The following is a 16,548-nucleotide window of genomic DNA, read 5'->3' on the forward strand; positions in this document are numbered from 1 at the left end:
CTGATCATTATTCTTATTACCATTGCACTTTTAGTGAAGTATTTTTATTAACCGGCATCGCTAACAGTACTATCGAACGAAAGCATGTTACATTTTGCGGTCATTTCATCGCGTACTTGTCGGTATTTGTCATCACATCGCTTAAGAAGCGCTTCTGGCAATTCAATGTTGCTATATGACTCTTTACTTGCTCTTACTTTTCCTTGATTAATATAAGAAGACGAATCACCATGTTTTTTTGAACCGGTAAGTTCGAATTTTTTATATTCAGGAGACAAAGGCTGCTGTAAGCCTAACCAAGTCGATAACGACTCTAAGGTATCTTCTGTTTTGGAGATTAACGCTTCTGCATCCAAATAATAACAACGGCTAAACTCATCAAATTGATTTAACATCGCGCCTATATGCCCTACCCTCTCAAAGTAATAGTTTGCTGCACCTTGTACTGTGGCAAACTCATGCTCAGGTTCAACTTTTCGATACAAATTGCAGGTACTCTGTATAGTTCTTGCTGGATTTCTCAACATGAAAATAAACTTACAGTTGGGCTTATCCATTATGGTTTTCGTTAATTTATGTTCACTATGCAACAATTTGTCAAAATAAAAGCGAGTTGGCTTTGAGTCGTCATGCTGTTGTTTATAAATTAACTGCTGTCGAATAAGGCTCTTCCAACTGTAATAACCAATATGCATTTCATAATAACCAGAGATCTCATCTGAACTGCCAAGCAAATGCCCAAATAAGCTTGTATTCGCCCTCATATGACTAATTAAAAAGATATGTTCCTTGGGGAAAATTATTTTCGGGCTTTTGATAAGTTGATGAATCATATGTTCATACCTAAATGTCGATTAGTTGGCTTGAGATACAAAATTGCAACGTCGCCATTATTCGATATCGCGACGTTTATCAGTTAGTTTACGATTTATTTTTTAAACGACATAATGGTTAAATACATTGAAAACGCAAACCATTGAGGGGTAAATTTCAACCCTAATGCTTGCCTTGCAAAATACGCTGCACGTTTAATGTCCTGACGTTCATAAAATCCTTGAGCCAATCTTTTTAATATATACATATTACCTGTGGCACAATACTTAACCATTTGCTCATTTTTTGATAAGGCTATACCTTTTTCATACACCCGTAACTGATAGATCAACTTTTCGGAAAAACTCACTAATGTTGACATATTGTCTTTTTTACTCACATCAGGAATATGGTGCTTAGATATTACCGCGGGGTTGTATAGGATATTATCAGCCGCATCAATAGTTCTATTGTAGATATCACGGTCGCATTCATAACGAATGTTTTCATCCATTCCACCAATCAATTGATACAACTCTTTTCTGACAATACTGCAGTTTAAGTGTGCAAACCCTTGACTAGAGAGCAAAAATGCCAAGTCCACTTGGTAACTACCTGCACTATCGCATGTTTGGTCAGTTAACTTATATTGCAAATCCTCGATCCAAACATTATTGGTTTGTTTGCTACCATCAGCAAAATAGGCGTCCTGATTAGTATAATAAGCATCAACTTGGCTCTCAGCGCTGCTTATAGAATCGTAGGCCTTTTGTAGATGCATATCGTCTATCCAAAAATCGTCATCATCGAGAAAACAAACATATTGGCCTTTTGCTTGATGAACCCCATAGTTCATAGAGTAACTTTGACCATGACCGTTTGGGCGATGAACTAGACGACAAAATGTAACGTTATCCGCCGCTGCTGTTTCTATCGCTTGGTAACGTCCTAAAAACTCTTCTGTCGAACCATCGTTGACAATAATCACTTCAAGTCGATCAAATTTTTGCGATAAAACCGAATCTAAAGCCAATTTAAATAGTTCAGGTCGATTTCTAGTCGGAATAACGACGGAAAAAAACGGTTCCACATGCGTATTAAGTTCCATTGAATGGCCTTCCTTATTTTTGTTTTGGCAATAGTGAAGTACTATTTTTTAGAGTAAAAAACCACGAGAGATACAAAGCGATTTGACGTTTAAACGCTGTCAAATCAGCTTGAGTACTTACGTATGGAGTCAGTCCAGGTTGAGCACTAGGCGAATGAAATGACAGAATAAATTCTTTTTGACCAATCGCCATTTGTGATTCAGTAACTTGTTTCATTTGCTTGAATGTAAAGCCTTCTGGCGAGAGTCTATAACGGCGAATCCTTAAAAATTTACCGATTAAACTTGCCAGCTTATTTTCGCCAATACGAGTGAACAATTCAGGGTTCCGGTTAAGATAATTGGTCAATGGCGACAATAAAGACAAAACTGACCCTGTATGTGGGAAATACTGAATATCATTTTGTGTAAAACAACGATTAGTAAAGCAACTAAAATTAGGTCCCTGTTGATGGCTAAAGTCCACATAAGCACTAATACTTAGATCAACCGAATAACCTAACTGCTTGAGAATTTTGGCCGTATTGTCTCCAATACCGTATCGACCAGCTAAGTAAGTTGTTGGTCTTACGCCAGTAATGGTTTCGATTGTCTCGGTTAAATATTTTAACTTTTGGTATTCCAATTCCTGGTCTAAATTACATGGATAAGAATAGCGACTGTCTATTTTATTTTGTTCATTTTCGAATGGTGGATTGACCCAAGGGTGAAGATGGGTAGCGAACTCAATGTTATCCCCTTCTTGTTGTCGATAATAATCGATAACTTTCTGGCCTCCCGCACTGGTAACAAACGCGTAATCCATTGCTAACGTTACTTTTCCACCATGTCCAATAATCTGATCAACAACCGCGATGAGCCCATCATGGTGGGTCACTTGATGGTTTGAACGATAAAACCCACCATCCCAATCAAACTCTTCTTCAGCATGAATAACGACAGATAACTTAACTGCGGAGGTCATCAATTTGTTCCCTTTGAAAGTGCCAATAAATTTAACATTGAATTTTCGATTTGCTGATAACAATCAAGCACCGTGTCTAAATCGCCCCCATAAGGATCGTCAATTTCAGCTGATATTGAAAATGAATTATCAACAAAGTCAGCAGCACAAAATGCGTGATTGACTCGATAATAAGAGGCGAGCTTATCTCTATTTTTATCATCAAAGTAAATAATGATATCCGAATCATTAATGTCTAATTGCGTTAACCACTTTGAACGATGTGAAGACAACTCAAGGTTGAGATTTTTGGCTGCTTCGACTGCTTTTTCAGGACTGCTACGCTGTTCTTGCAAGTGAAAGCCGAAGGAATCAACACTTAGCTGACTAGCTGATTGATCGACCAACAAACGAAAACTCTGTTCCGCTAAAGGACTGCGCATAATATTTCCATAACAAACAAATAAGATTTTTCTGTTTTGATTAACTGCGAATAGTTTTGCTAACTTGCGTCGAGCAATAAGCCTGCGTACCCGTAAAAACAGACCACTCTTTCTCGCAATAGACCAGCCAAGTGCTTTAACTATCGCGGTGACTTCAGCAACAAATGGCCGCATATCGGAAAGCGCAAAACTGTCGATCGTTTCTCTAGGCCCTAAAAAACGCAATATATTCAGCATACGCAGTATCATGTGTTTAAACGCGGTGATTGTTGATTCTTTGTGTCGCTTTAATTCAAATTCACGTTTTATCTCATAAATATCAGAGGTTAATACTCGTGCATAAACGTCATTTGAATAGCTGAGGATAGGAACTTTGGGTTTGTGTTTATGACATAAATAATTGGCGTATAAACTTGGGAAGTCAATTCCAGCAAATATAGCTAACGGTAATGACCCCCAAAATCTTGCGTTTACTTCCACTAATATCCATTCATTGGTCTGCTGATTTCGGCGGTATTCAAACATGGCGACACCAGTAAGGCTGGTTTTTTCGCATACGGCTTTTGTCGCGTTTAGCAATTGCTCATCTAGTGGGGTACTTTTTCGATAGGAGCTGCCTCCACCTTCTTCAGGCTCAGCCACACGCACATGGGCGAACGCTGCTTGCACTTGTCCATCTACAGATAAAACCGACAATCCTTCACCTTTACCGGTAAAAAAGGCTTCGATTAAATAAGGTTGATTGCTGGCAACATGTTTTTGATACGCAACGTAATCCGCTTCAGATTTAACAATAACGACTTTTTGTCTTTGGTGTAATTTTGTCTGTTCAAATGACTGCAAAGGCTTAACAACAAATTTATCGCCGAATTGTTGTTGTAATGTGGAATAACTTGTATTGGAAAGCTCAACAATTTGGCCTTTAGCGACAGGAACATCACACGCTAATGCTACTTGTTTGGTTTCCCATTTGTCGAACAACACATCTAACGCTTCCTGATTAGCGATAGCCAACTGGACGTTCGGTGACATGCGATTTTTCGCACTCCATAAAGGATAAATCGCGCGTTCATCGCATGGGATAACGAGATCAATATTATAGCGCTCTATTAGCGCAATAACGTTATCGAGCCACTCGCTAGGGCTGCAAGATTGGTAATTGTAATATTGTGCCGACTGGATATATTTACTTTTCAGCGCAGGACTTAATTGATCATAACAGACAACATGTACTATGTAGCCTGCTTTGCCTAACGATCGTACTACAGATAAAAAACTGCGAGTATCTTCACCTAATACCAATACAGACGGCTGTTGCTTTTTATTTTTCTTCGCCATGGTTACTCACTTAACCTAAAAATCTAACATCCATTTCTAACACTTATTTTTTTATTGAACTGGCGCGACTAGATTGTACTACTGTAAATTATCAATCGGCATTAATCATCTATTTAGACTAGCATAAAACCAGTAAAAGCCTACATTCAGTTCAACACAAAACGGTATTTCAACACTATGTTTCTTATCACTATCTTTCCCAACAAAATGTTGTCTTACAATAACGTTCATGTTCGGTAGTTAGTCATATTGCCTTAGTTATTTTTTGATAAAACATAAACAGGCTCTTAGTCACAATCTGATATAAATAACGACTACCTGGTAGTTTATTTCTTGTCACAAAAATAAGACTAAACATTGTGGGTATAAAAACACTAGCACCACAAATAATCAAAATAGACAAATTAACCCATTCAGAAAAAACCAACTTATCACCAACATGTTCGAGCACCAAAAGCATACATAAACTTGGGACTACTGGAATAAAACAGGCAAAAAACAGTCTTAAACAGTTAATATTCAAAATCGCCTTGTAAACCACAAATAACAAAGGGATAAATAGCCCGATTAAGCTTACTCTGGCTAATGTATAGTCTTCAACATAATGTTCCACGCCACTTTGCTTAAGAGCCAAAAAGCTAAATAAAACTGCTGCGATCATCACGATGTCAATAACCACTAGATATTTCACTTTATTCAAACTTATTAACACGGTTTGCAATGCGATATTTAAAGGCATTGATAACATTAGCAAACTAAGCAGGCCCATTACGGGTGCTGCCGACATCCACTGTTCACCCATTACTACCGCCACAATTTGATCTTGCAATACATAGATACCAAATGCTGAGGGCATAACCAAGAGATACGCAACGGTTAAATATTTCAGCAGTTTATCGTTCAATTCGTCTCTATTGTGAGAAATCTTTGCAATTCCTGCATAAAGAGAGGCTGTCGCAGGTGATATTAGTTCAGAAAATGGCAACCAAGCAAACTCTTGACTGACTCGATAAATACCAACCGATTCACTCGGTAGAAAACGACCGATTAATAATACATCGAGTCGAGAGCGGATATATCCTGTTGCAGTCGATATCATCACCCATTGTGAAAACGACCACTGAGTGCGCCATAACTTGGACGACCATTTAGGTCGATAAGGGTGTATCCAGTAAGAACCAACAACTAACATTAATTCACTAATTATACTTCCTAAAATCAATGCCCAGTAATTTTGCCACCATAGAGCTAAACCAATGGTAATAGGAAAAACGATAAGTTTGCTCACCACCGATAGACGAGCAAGTGGTTTATAATTCAGCTCTCGCTCATAATAAACTAAGCCAATATTTTTAAAGGCACTGATTATTGGAAGAACACTGCAAAGTAACAATACGTGTTTTAAAACGGGCTCGTAAGTTAACTCTGCAATCACATGCGAAAAAGAAGCAATTAAAATAGAACAAGTGAGTTTTAGAATAATATTTAACGACCAAGCACTATTGAGTAATTCTTCACTACAATCTTTTGCTTTTATTGCGTATTTTTCTGCGCCGGAATCAGAAAACATCACGAACAATGCAATAATTATACTGGCTAGTGCTGCAATACCAAAATCTTCTGGTTGCAATAATCTAATCAGAATAATAGAACTGATAACACCAATTGACCGGTTTAACCACTTAGACAATAAATTCCAAATGTAACCAATCGCCATTTTGTTTTCTAATTTTTCACTCATTAAACCATGGTACTCGTTGCATTTAGGCCTGTAGCCGTGGTGTTTAAAAAGGTAGCCGTTATATTACATTCAGTAGCCATTATGATTAGAAAAACACTAACCAATACAGTTAGAAAGTTAGCCACAATCACTTAGAATAGTACGCATGTTTCTTTTCAATTAACGTCTGCTTTATTTTCCGAATATGGTTTTCAACCGACAGTAATGGCCGAGGATGCTCAAATTGATATACCGCTAAATTACCTTGTACATCAGAAAAAGTGGCTTTATATCGCGCTGCCCCTCCCATAAAATCATAAATATCCACGCCTTCTGCTATGGCTTTTTCTATCAGTAAATAATGCGCAACTAATCCCGGTTTATACTGAGGTTCACTGTGTTTATAATTCATCGCTCCAAGATAAAAATAAACCCTATTATTGTAGCGAAAATTATAAACAATACCGATAGTCTCATCTCCAGCTCGAACATGGTTTATTTCAATAGTAGAAGTTAAGAGTCCATTCTGTATTAATTTCCTGTGAAACTTCATGAACTTAGAATTAAAAAAACCACTTCCTTGCTTACCACTCCCCCAGCGAGCTTTATGATACGGCTCTGCTATGGACAATAAATTTATCGCTTCTGAAAAAGTGGTTGCTCTTTCTACAATTATATCGCCAATTTCACTATATTTTCGCAAACTGCGGGTAATTTGATAACGAGAGCTTCGGGAAATAGATTTTAGCAATGCGTCTTTACTTTGCTTGAGCGGTTCAAGTTGTAAAAAATAATTGGTTGTTTCCCATGTTGTTCGATCTATTAAGCCAAGTTGTTTGGTAAAACTAAACTCTTTAGTCCCACATGCACCGACAATTAAGGCATCGGTTTTATTCATCCAATAAGCACAACTAGAAAGCATCGCTGTGCGAATTTCCGATGCATATTCATTAGCAATTAAAAAATCGTTATCTTCGATCCAAATTTGATCTTCTTGTGCAACGCCTGTTCGGTGTAAATAGTGTTTACGCCTAAAAGGGTTGGCTTTAAATAGAAAAGGCTGAGTAACTAAAATCCCAAGCCCAACCGTTTTACCATTAAGACGGGCTTCTACAACGGTAAAATCTTCAACAAAAGTGTCTAACCATGTTCCAATCCACAGCCAACTCAAAAAGAAACTCACTTGAGTCTCTTGTTCTAGCTCTATCCACGCTTTTTCTAACCATTCGCGATTAGGGTTTTCAAACCACTCACATTGAATATTCTCACGTCTTCGCACTGTCAAAATACGTCCTTATAAATCTGGCATGTTATGTGAAACAACTTTTCTATTAACGATATAGAGTAGTTAATTAAAAATATAGCCTTTTAAGCGTAATAGATATGAGAACTAAGAAAAAAAACCGCAATAACTACTTATATGCAGCAAATTTTAAGTCTATTATAAATAAGCTCACCCAATTGTTAGGCAAGTACAAGGAACATTATGTCTTATCAAGCGTACAAGGTTTTAAAAAAAATCGCATTCTTTAGTCTAGTCTCTACAGCCGTAATTACTAGTGGTACTACTTATGCCAATAAATATATAGAAAGTGCTGAAAAATATCTGCAAGATAATGATATAAATTCAGCGATCATTGAATTAAAAAATGCTATCCAATCGACACCTAAAGAAGCTCAACCAAGAATAATGTTAGGTGAAGTATATTTAAATCGTGGTAATTTCCTTAGTGCGGAAAAAGAATTATCTCGAGCGATACAGCTTGGTGCTCAACTAGACACTGTCTTACCTGCATTAGTTAGAACTATTTCAGGCCAAGGTCGCAATGATGAAGCAATTACATTGATTGATGACGCAATCATTAATGATAACAAGGTACAAACAGAATTATTATCACTTAAAGCGCTTTCACAGCTAAATATTGGTGATATATCTGGCGCAGAAGAAACGGTCAAATTAGTGAAAGAGGCGGGTGATACTCGCTTATACTCCCAGTTAGCTCAAGCTAGATTAAGTGCTGCTAAAAACGATATCGACACGGCCATGGTGTCAGTTGAAAATATTTTAGCTCAAACAAAAGACAACAGTGATGTTTGGTTATTCAAAGGTCATTTAGATAGTGCAAAACAGCAATATGATGATGCGGTTACAAGTTATACAACCGCCTATGAATTAACACCTGATGCGTTTCAATATACTATTTATATCGCCCGATCATTAGTCTTTGCAAAACAATTTGATAGCGCCGAAAAATATGTAGATAACATATTAAATCAAGCACCAAATCATACGATTAGTAATGAACTTAAAGCTGCTATCGAATACGACCGACAAGATTATGTTAAAGCGAAAGAATACGCGGATAGAGCCTTGCAAAACGGATCACAACAAATATCTACCTCTCTCATTGCAGGAGTCTCGGCTTATCAGTTAAAACTATTTGAACAAGCGTACAGCCGACTTTCACAAATAGAGTCTCAATTACCAGAGAATCACTTCGCCAGAAGATTATATATCGCCACAGAACTTCATTTGGGATATATAGATGAAGCGATTAAATCAATGAATGATTTTAAGGTTGAGTCTGAAAATGATAGCCAGTTTTTATCCACCGCTAGTTTACAGTTATCTAAATTAGGTCGAGACGAAGAAGCGTTAAAACTGGTTCAGAAAGCATCTGAACATTCAGGCAATTCAACCGATGAACTTATGCTTGGATTAATTAAGTTATCGGGAGATGATGAAAGTGGCTTTGACAATATTCAAGCTGCAATTACTCAACAGCCTAATACAGAAAAAACCAGAGTAGGCCTAGCTTACTATTACTTGAAGTTTGATCGCGATGAAGAAGCAAAGGCTATTGCGGAAGAATTACTGGCTGAAGATCCAAAAAATATAGATGCTTTATTACTTAAAGCACAGATATCTAAAGCAGAAGATAATCGTGAACAATCGGAAGCTATTTTTAAATCCGTACTTGAATCTGAGCCCAATAATGTACGAGCGTTAATTTACTATTCGCAACTATTAGCTGAGCAACAAGAGTTTGATAAAGCCTACCAAATGGCCTATCAAGCAAAACGACAAGACGCGACTAATACTACGGCAAATCAAATTTTACTGATAACGGGTAAACAACTGGATCGTATTTCAGAATTACTCGAATTAATCGAGACGCAATTAGCCGACGATCCGTCGAATGTTACTTTGTTACATCAAAAAGCTCGTGCATTAACATTAAACAATCAAGCTTCGAATGCGGTTAATTTATTAGAAAGTATTCCAAATGCAGATAAAGACTCCAAAACTTGGCAGTTAATCGGTGATGTTTACTATACACAGAAAAAATGGACAGATGCAGAACGCGCATATGAACAATGGCTTGCTCTCACTCCAGCAAATTCACAAGCCTATGTTAGAAACATCAACATTAAGGAAATGACTAGAAAGTATCTTGCGGGTGTCAATATAGCGGATAAAGCAGCAACCACTTTCCCTAATGACCCTCGATTTCCTATGATGAAAGCAGGTTTATTGTTAAAAGCAGGCCAGCCAGAAAATAGTCAACTGGTGTTGAATAGTGTCGATAAACAAGCACAAGAAACGCCTCTAGGACTAAAACTACAAGGGTTGATTTATATAGCACAGAACAACTTGCCCGCAGCAATTGAAGTCCATAAATTAAGATATAACAAACAGCCAGGATTACAGACGGCCAATGAGCTCGCCTCTATATACGTTTTGAACGATCAACGCCAAGAGGCGGTAGACTTTTTAGAAGATGTGATCGCCAAAGAACCTGAAAAAGCAAGAGCCCTAGAGATTAAGCTCGCGGATCTACAAATCAGGTCAAACCCGCAAGCCGCAATTGATAAGTACCAAACCATTATTGTTAGAGAGCCAAACAACTTTGTTGCCGCCAATAATCTAGCGTGGTTATATATTGATAGTGGTGAGTTTGAAAAAGGAAACACGTTTGCTGAGCAAGCGTATAAACTGGCGAGTAAAAGTCCGTTAGTCTCAGATACGTATGGTTACAGTCTATTGAAAACAGGTAAAACTAGCGAGGCTGTTAAGGTTTTGAAATCGGCATACGAACAGCTACCTGACAATGCCGAAATAGCCTTACACTATGCAGAAAGCCTAATCGAAAATAAACAAACCGAAACCGCTAAAACGGTATTAGCTGGCATCAATACTGAAGAACCAAACTTCGTTTCTCTAAAACAGTCTTTAGAGAGTAGATTATAGAAACTCAACCGCTTTACCGTCATACTTCTATGCCTTATAAAGAAGTATGACGGGTAAATAAGCCAAATAAATCGATATCAAATGACGACATTATTGCGACTGTTATACTGCTTTGTATTGTTATTTTCTAGCATCAATACTGCTTTAGCTGGGTTACCCGAAACCATTGCGTCAATTAAACCCTCTATCGTTGCCGTTGGCACATACAGCAGGCTAGCATCACCCAATTCGCGCTTTTTAGGCACAGGCTTCGCCATCTCTACTGGTCAATATGTTGCGACTAACGCGCATGTTGTTCCTGAACAATTAGATTTGAAAAAAAAACAAAAATTAGTCGTGTTTGTTGGCCAAGGCCGTAGCCCTGAAATTCGTTCCGCGGAAGTTGTGGCTATTAACAAAGAACAAGATATTGCGATATTACAGATTAGTGGTAAAGCCCTTAACTCGATGCGCTTATCGAGTAAATCGGTACAAGAAGGCCAAGATATTAGCTTCACTGGTTACCCGATAGGCTCAGTATTAGGACTATACCCAGTAACACATCGCGGTATTATTTCTAGTATTACTCCAATTGCTATTCCCGCTCGCTCATCTAAAGAGCTGTCAATAAAACAGTTAAAAAGACTTAAAAACAACCCGTATTTAGTTTATCAACTCGATGCCACCGCCTATCCAGGTAATAGTGGTAGTCCAGTGTATTACCCTGAAACGGGAGAGGTAATTGCGATAATTAATAAAGTATTAGTCAAATCAAGTAAAGAATCGTTACTATCAGATCCGAGTGCTATCACGTATGCCATTCCGATTAGTTACTTAAGTGAAATGTTGGATAATTTGAAATGACGGGTAATTTTGTTAAATTTTTCAAAGTGGCTTTACTAACAAGTTGTACGGTACTCATTGGCTACTTATCTCTGGTTGATGATTCAGTGGACGATCCGCCGCCTGTCCCTGATCTCAACAGTTATGGTATTGAACATTTGGATAAACTGGCCCATTTCGCTGCTTACGGGATACTAATTTGTAGTGCACTATGGCTATTTTCATCCAAAAAAGGCGCAATATTATCTTGTCTAGCCATTGCTGTTTACAGCTTATTACTTGAACTCGCCCAAACACTCGTTCCACTAAGAGAGCCTTCGATTAATGATTTTTTGGCTAACATTACAGGAATAGTGTTTGGCGTTCTCTTAATGCGAACCACTAATCGTCTAATAAAAAACTCTCAACTGGACGACGTCTAGAGTATGCGGCAGGTGGTGTTGAATAACCAATGCGGAAAATAATAATTACTTGTTCACTATCGGAATCTAAGCCGATAAGTTGATTGAGTTTATTTATTTCAGTGGCTAAAAATTTTTTTTGCTGTTCATCGAACCCTTCTCCGGCTACTTCATTCATCCGGTAAATAAATAACGGTAGCGCACCAAACGGCTGACAGTACAAGTTTTGATTAGCATTGATTGCCAACCATAGCCGATGCAGAGCGGTCCCTTTAGATAGAGTATCAGCGTTTCGTGGCATAATTAGTGCTCCAACACGAGCTGCGTTTTGCAATGGCATTTTAGCGCCTCTAAAGGCCATAAAATAATGCATGCCGAATTTGTTCAGTAGTTTGACAAACGACCAAGATTTCAATAATGGCAGGGCCCAACAAAATATTCGCTCTAATCCTAACGTGTCGACTGCTAAACCATCGTTTTTCACATCACTCTGTTTACCAAAGCGTAGCTTAGAATAAAAATCGTTATGCAACTCTTGATGGGTATAACGTAGACGGTCGGTATCAGTAATAATATCGGTTAACTGATTTTTTTGTTCGCCAGTAAACCAATGAATATAACCATCCGAACATGACTGTTTTACACTTGTTTCTAAGTTATCAATAATGGCTGGTGAGATAACTTGATCACGATAGTAAAAACCTCGGTGAGTACCACGTTGAAATATCGCACTGGCTAGAGGATCAACTTGGATATCTAGGCTAGGTTGAAATGAAAGGCAAGCAACCTTGTAGTCTGGTTGAGTAGCAGAACATTTCCTGATGCAGGTCTGGTAGCCTTTTGTCGCCGCTGTGAGACGAATGTTTTCTATCACACCACCACAACCTAATAAACTTGCATAGCAGTTAACATCAAAAAACATGCCCAAAAATCGTTTATCGAGATATAAATCAATACCATCATCCGTAAATTTAAATTTCCACGGTTCACTGTTATCAGGAGAAGATGCCCGAATACCAGCATAAACAAACTCAAGTAATACATCACGATCAATCATAGTTGCCACTTAAACCACCTTATAATCTGATCACTAAAAAGACCGTGTGAATCAACTTGAACTTGTCCAAATCGATTCAACGCAAGCCATTATATTAATAATTAACTCTGATCTAATAAGTGACGCTGACTAGCAAATTTCTTCGCTGCTAATATTCTCTTAATGCGTTGTAATGGGCCTCTATTACCCCAACGTAATTTGCCTTTTCTATATACACAACGGTACGGGTCAAACTGAGCATAATGTGGTGCTGCCATCGGTGGTCGTTTGTTCAGTAGTAAAATAAGAACTTCGGCAGTCAACATGCCTGTTGCAATATTACAAGCGCAAGACAACGACGGCCCTGCATGATCAGAAGAATCAACCTTGCCAGTATCCATATATTTCCAGTGCGTTCCCCAAGGGACAACACCAACCGTAAAGGCAATAAGCTGATCGAATAAATCCATATCATCGTTAATATCGAAATACTCTTCAAAGGTCATTCCATCTGGCATAAATACGTTCAGTGTACCGGAAAAACCTAGTGGTGCAGAAAACACCACCGGTTTACCATGCTTTCGTGCTGTTCTATACAATAAAAGACGAGCAGGCATAGCAAAGAAATCCACCGCGTCGACAATAACATCAGCATTACGAACAAACTCATCAATATTTTCAGGCTGAATGCCTTTATCGAAGACTGTAATATCAACACCAGGATGAATATCACGAGATAACTCAGCCATCACTTCTACTTTAGACTGATCCACTGTTTTAGATGTCGCACCTATCTGGCGATTAATGTTTTTAATACTAAATTCATCAAAATCAGCAAGATTGAAAGCACCGATTCCCATCCTAACTAAATCGATTAATTCTCTTCCACCTAATCCACCGCATCCAGCGACGGCAACTCGAGCATTTTTCAATATTTCTTGTTCTTGTTCATTAACCAGTCCGAGGTTACGAGTAACCGCCAACTTATAATATTCATCATTATCCATAATTTTACTTTTCCTTTCTTATATCCTCGGAATACCAGTTGATTATATTATTGCCTCAAAACCACTGTGTTATTGTATGAAAACTAATGCTTTAAAACCAACAGCTTAAAAACCAATATTTAAAACGGGAATGACATCCCCACTTTATTATATTCAGATCGGAGTACATCTAATTCCTGTCCTTCTAATGTTTCAATAAATTTGGTCTTTTTGTTAGCAAAATATTCAATATTCTCTTCAGACAAAGGTTTACCTTCTCCTTTTTGGCGGTTATATGTTTCGCCAAAAAAGAAACGAAATAAATCTGCATCAAACTCACGACCACCGTAAAATTCTTCCGCTTTTTTCTTCGCTTGACTAATATCTAATCTGTGTCCTTGGACACGATGCTTATAAGCTGCTGAATATGGTGTTAGTTCACCAATTGGTTCAAACAGACAAACTCTCCTATAGAATCGAATATGCCTTTCTGTTACAGAACAACATATATCTGTCACACCTTTCATTGCAGCAAATTGAAATAACAGCTTAAACATATGCAGAAAAATTTTATGTTTGGTGTATTTCGGATCAACCGCAAAAGCGACCACTTCAGCAACTTTACGCCCTTCTTTACGCATTTTATCAATAGCTTCGCCGCAAAATTCTTCCATCGGCAACCCCATAGGTCCATCCATAACAAGCGTAACCGTACCGACACAGATCCCTTTTCCGGTGTATTTTTCTGGTTTCTGGTCGGCTAATTCTTCATGAAAATTGGCAATAAATACTCGTGTATCTGGTAACAAATGATATTTGGTAAAACGAAGCCCTAAATTATCATTCTGTTGTAACCCTGTTTCTACATAGTTTTCCCATACCAATGAAAACGCTTTTTCCAATTCTTGTTTTTCAACCGCGATCTTATAGGTCACAGCACGCACCTCAGGTTTATCTTTTGTACTGTCTTTAGAAATACGCACATCTTTACGTCTTTCCACAGGTACATTCCTTCCATTTAACTCCGGTGCTTTAGTATGAGTATTAATCACACAATACTCCTTATTTGTTAATAACATCATTTAAAGTAATTAGATTCAGTATATAACAATAAACTAAAGCAGGAGAATGAATTAACTAAAAAAAACAAATATTTTACTCAAATTAAAAAAATAGAAAACATTAATTTATAGAATCAAATATTATCGCCTCATTACATAATTGTTTTCGACATTCATTACGCCTTAAATTCAATCAATAAATCTACAAGTTATATACTTAAGAAGTCATTGCCTATTACCTAGAAGCTACTATCCATAAAACATCGAAGCATATAACCTTATTCAGTGTCCGGATAATAAATAAAATCTTTAGTTGTCATGTCAAATAACAGTCAAGTCAATGTAAAGCGAATAATTGTAAATATTAATATTTTCTGAATATGTCAGAAATTTTTACACTACAAGTAGCATGCTGAAATAGAGACATTACTCAGTTATAACATCATGTAAATTAGGAATATATGCTAGTTGGCCATAACTAAATGTTAATTTTAGTTTTTAACTATTATTTAGATAAGGTGAAAAGGTGACAGTTATTTTTACACTTACTAAAAAGTGAAAATGTCTTTAACGCCTGAATGAAACTAAGTGGTTGATATTAATAAACAATAAAAAAATAATATTATTGGCACCGAAATTGCTTTATCTAAAGGGATAGTGACATCAAATCAAAAAAACTGAGGATGGCTTTTATGAACAAGCAAATAATTAAAACATTAGCACTAAGTGGAGCGTTGCTACTAAGTAGTCAAGCTAACGCAGCTTATGTTAGCTTAGATGATCTTTCAACTTGGGGTATTAACTCTTCAGGTGGTGGTACTACTAGTGGTGTTATTCTAGCAGTCGACTATATTAACTTCGATGGCTATAGCTATACCGATTCTGATGCAAGCTTAACTAGCTTCACAGATTATGGTTATCTCTATGTAGGTAGTTACTATTATCAAGGCACTAATGCTTACGCTCAATTCAGTAGCATTCCTGAATCTACAGCATTCTTTTTACAGGACCTCAATAATACAATTACAGCCGAATTTACAGACTGGACCGGTTATTACACTAGCTATGATACTAACGAAGACGAAGTAAACTTTGCGTTCGATGCTGGAAAAGAGATCAACTGGTATTCTAACGATGACTTAATTTTAACGGCTGAAATTGTTAATGGTACTGGTGACTTAAACTTAAGTGGCGATTTAAATGGTCAGATCAATATCCAATTTGAAATTACCTCAGCAACAGAAGACTACTTCTTTGTTGACGTAAATGAAGATGGCGTATTTACCGACGATGAAGAACTTTCTTATCTACTAAGCCTGTATCCTGACGATGAACCATATTATTTCGGCTATTCAAGCTCAACTAACCAAATTGTTGATGAAACTAACGCTACTTTGGACGCTTTATTAGCCGATCTAGGTGTAACTTATGATGAACTCACTGCAGATAGAGGGGACTTCATTACACAGAATACTGGCTCTTATACTATGGCAACTATCCCAGAGCCTGGAATGTTGAGCCTAATGGGTCTAGCTTTCCTTGGTATGGCTGGTTTCCAACGTCGCCGTAAGCAACAAGGTTAAGTTTTCACACTGCAATATTTCTGATACTGCAATTCAGATAGT

General features: G+C 37.4%; 13 protein-coding genes. 4 read left to right on the top strand and 9 right to left on the bottom strand.

Going from position 1 to position 16,548, the window contains the following annotated elements:
• Window positions 1-47 precede the first annotated feature (47 nt).
• From ACLKML_RS19400 to ACLKML_RS19425, 6 genes are all read right to left on the bottom strand, one after another.
• The gene (locus ACLKML_RS19400; RefSeq protein ID WP_413284609.1) at window positions 48-833 is read right to left on the bottom strand and encodes a sulfotransferase family protein; all 786 of its coding nucleotides are present in this window, start codon (window positions 831-833) and stop codon (window positions 48-50) included.
• A 95-nt stretch (window positions 834-928) separates the two neighbouring features.
• Complete coding sequence (locus tag ACLKML_RS19405) at window positions 929-1,921, bottom strand: glycosyltransferase (protein WP_413284610.1); 993 nt, start codon at window positions 1,919-1,921, stop codon at window positions 929-931.
• Window positions 1,922-1,934: 13 nt separating this feature from the next.
• Window positions 1,935-2,885: a hypothetical protein gene (locus tag ACLKML_RS19410; RefSeq protein ID WP_413284611.1), complete on the bottom strand. Its 951-nt coding sequence runs from the start codon at window positions 2,883-2,885 to the stop codon at window positions 1,935-1,937.
• The gene (locus tag ACLKML_RS19415; protein ID WP_413284612.1) at window positions 2,885-4,645 is read right to left on the bottom strand and encodes an ATP-grasp domain-containing protein; all 1,761 of its coding nucleotides are present in this window, start codon (window positions 4,643-4,645) and stop codon (window positions 2,885-2,887) included. Before ACLKML_RS19415 ends, ACLKML_RS19410 begins: the two co-directional genes overlap by 1 nt.
• Before the next feature lie 244 nt (window positions 4,646-4,889).
• Window positions 4,890-6,386, bottom strand: coding sequence for an oligosaccharide flippase family protein (locus tag ACLKML_RS19420; protein ID WP_413284613.1), 1,497 nt, complete (start codon window positions 6,384-6,386; stop codon window positions 4,890-4,892).
• 127 nt (window positions 6,387-6,513) lie between these two features.
• Window positions 6,514-7,644 carry a GNAT family N-acetyltransferase gene (locus ACLKML_RS19425; RefSeq protein ID WP_413285933.1) on the bottom strand — a complete coding sequence of 377 codons (1,131 nt, stop codon included), beginning with the start codon at window positions 7,642-7,644 and terminating at the stop codon, window positions 6,514-6,516.
• 207 nt (window positions 7,645-7,851) lie between these two features.
• On the opposite strand from ACLKML_RS19425, the gene prsT reads away from it, so the two are divergent.
• The 3 genes from prsT to ACLKML_RS19440 all read left to right on the top strand — a co-directional run bounded on the left by prsT (window position 7,852) and on the right by ACLKML_RS19440 (window position 11,861).
• Window positions 7,852-10,617, top strand: a complete 2,766-nt coding sequence (gene prsT / locus ACLKML_RS19430; RefSeq protein ID WP_413284614.1) for an XrtA/PEP-CTERM system TPR-repeat protein PrsT — start codon at window positions 7,852-7,854, stop codon at window positions 10,615-10,617.
• 81 nt (window positions 10,618-10,698) lie between these two features.
• Window positions 10,699-11,460 (top strand): S1 family peptidase, encoded by a 762-nt coding sequence (locus ACLKML_RS19435; RefSeq protein ID WP_413284615.1) that lies wholly within the window; start codon window positions 10,699-10,701, stop codon window positions 11,458-11,460.
• Window positions 11,457-11,861: a VanZ family protein gene (locus ACLKML_RS19440; protein WP_413284616.1), complete on the top strand. Its 405-nt coding sequence runs from the start codon at window positions 11,457-11,459 to the stop codon at window positions 11,859-11,861. Before ACLKML_RS19435 ends, ACLKML_RS19440 begins: the two co-directional genes overlap by 4 nt.
• Here ACLKML_RS19440 and ACLKML_RS19445 read toward each other — a convergent pair.
• The 3 genes from ACLKML_RS19445 to ACLKML_RS19455 all read right to left on the bottom strand — a co-directional run bounded on the left by ACLKML_RS19445 (window position 11,821) and on the right by ACLKML_RS19455 (window position 14,914).
• On the bottom strand, window positions 11,821-12,906 hold the full coding sequence (locus ACLKML_RS19445) for a hypothetical protein (RefSeq protein WP_413284617.1): 1,086 nt from the start codon (window positions 12,904-12,906) through the stop codon (window positions 11,821-11,823). The genes ACLKML_RS19440 and ACLKML_RS19445 overlap by 41 nt on opposite strands.
• Window positions 12,907-12,998: 92 nt before the next feature.
• Window positions 12,999-13,883, bottom strand: coding sequence for a ThiF family adenylyltransferase (locus ACLKML_RS19450; protein ID WP_413284618.1), 885 nt, complete (start codon window positions 13,881-13,883; stop codon window positions 12,999-13,001).
• A gap of 119 nt (window positions 13,884-14,002) precedes the next feature.
• Entirely contained in the window at window positions 14,003-14,914 is a 912-nt protein-coding gene (locus ACLKML_RS19455; RefSeq protein ID WP_413284619.1) for an N-acyl amino acid synthase FeeM domain-containing protein, read from the bottom strand.
• A 701-nt stretch (window positions 14,915-15,615) separates the two neighbouring features.
• Between ACLKML_RS19455 and ACLKML_RS19460 the strand changes: the two genes are divergently transcribed.
• Window positions 15,616-16,506 (top strand): PEP-CTERM sorting domain-containing protein, encoded by an 891-nt coding sequence (locus ACLKML_RS19460; protein ID WP_413284620.1) that lies wholly within the window; start codon window positions 15,616-15,618, stop codon window positions 16,504-16,506.
• Window positions 16,507-16,548 lie beyond the last annotated feature (42 nt).

Source organism: Vibrio sp. MA40-2, assembly GCF_047302445.1.
Classification (GTDB): Bacteria; Pseudomonadota; Gammaproteobacteria; order Enterobacterales; family Vibrionaceae; genus Vibrio.

Coding starts and splice junctions, on each gene's coding strand:
- ACLKML_RS19400 (WP_413284609.1), bottom strand. CDS start 833: ATGATTCATCAACTTATCAAAAGCCCGAAAATAATTTTCCCCAAGGAA.
- ACLKML_RS19405 (WP_413284610.1), bottom strand. CDS start 1,921: ATGGAACTTAATACGCATGTGGAACCGTTTTTTTCCGTCGTTATTCCG.
- ACLKML_RS19410 (WP_413284611.1), bottom strand. CDS start 2,885: ATGACCTCCGCAGTTAAGTTATCTGTCGTTATTCATGCTGAAGAAGAG.
- ACLKML_RS19415 (WP_413284612.1), bottom strand. CDS start 4,645: ATGGCGAAGAAAAATAAAAAGCAACAGCCGTCTGTATTGGTATTAGGT.
- ACLKML_RS19420 (WP_413284613.1), bottom strand. CDS start 6,386: ATGAGTGAAAAATTAGAAAACAAAATGGCGATTGGTTACATTTGGAAT.
- prsT (WP_413284614.1), top strand. CDS start 7,852: ATGTCTTATCAAGCGTACAAGGTTTTAAAAAAAATCGCATTCTTTAGT.
- ACLKML_RS19435 (WP_413284615.1), top strand. CDS start 10,699: ATGACGACATTATTGCGACTGTTATACTGCTTTGTATTGTTATTTTCT.
- ACLKML_RS19440 (WP_413284616.1), top strand. CDS start 11,457: ATGACGGGTAATTTTGTTAAATTTTTCAAAGTGGCTTTACTAACAAGT.
- ACLKML_RS19450 (WP_413284618.1), bottom strand. CDS start 13,883: ATGGATAATGATGAATATTATAAGTTGGCGGTTACTCGTAACCTCGGA.
- ACLKML_RS19460 (WP_413284620.1), top strand. CDS start 15,616: ATGAACAAGCAAATAATTAAAACATTAGCACTAAGTGGAGCGTTGCTA.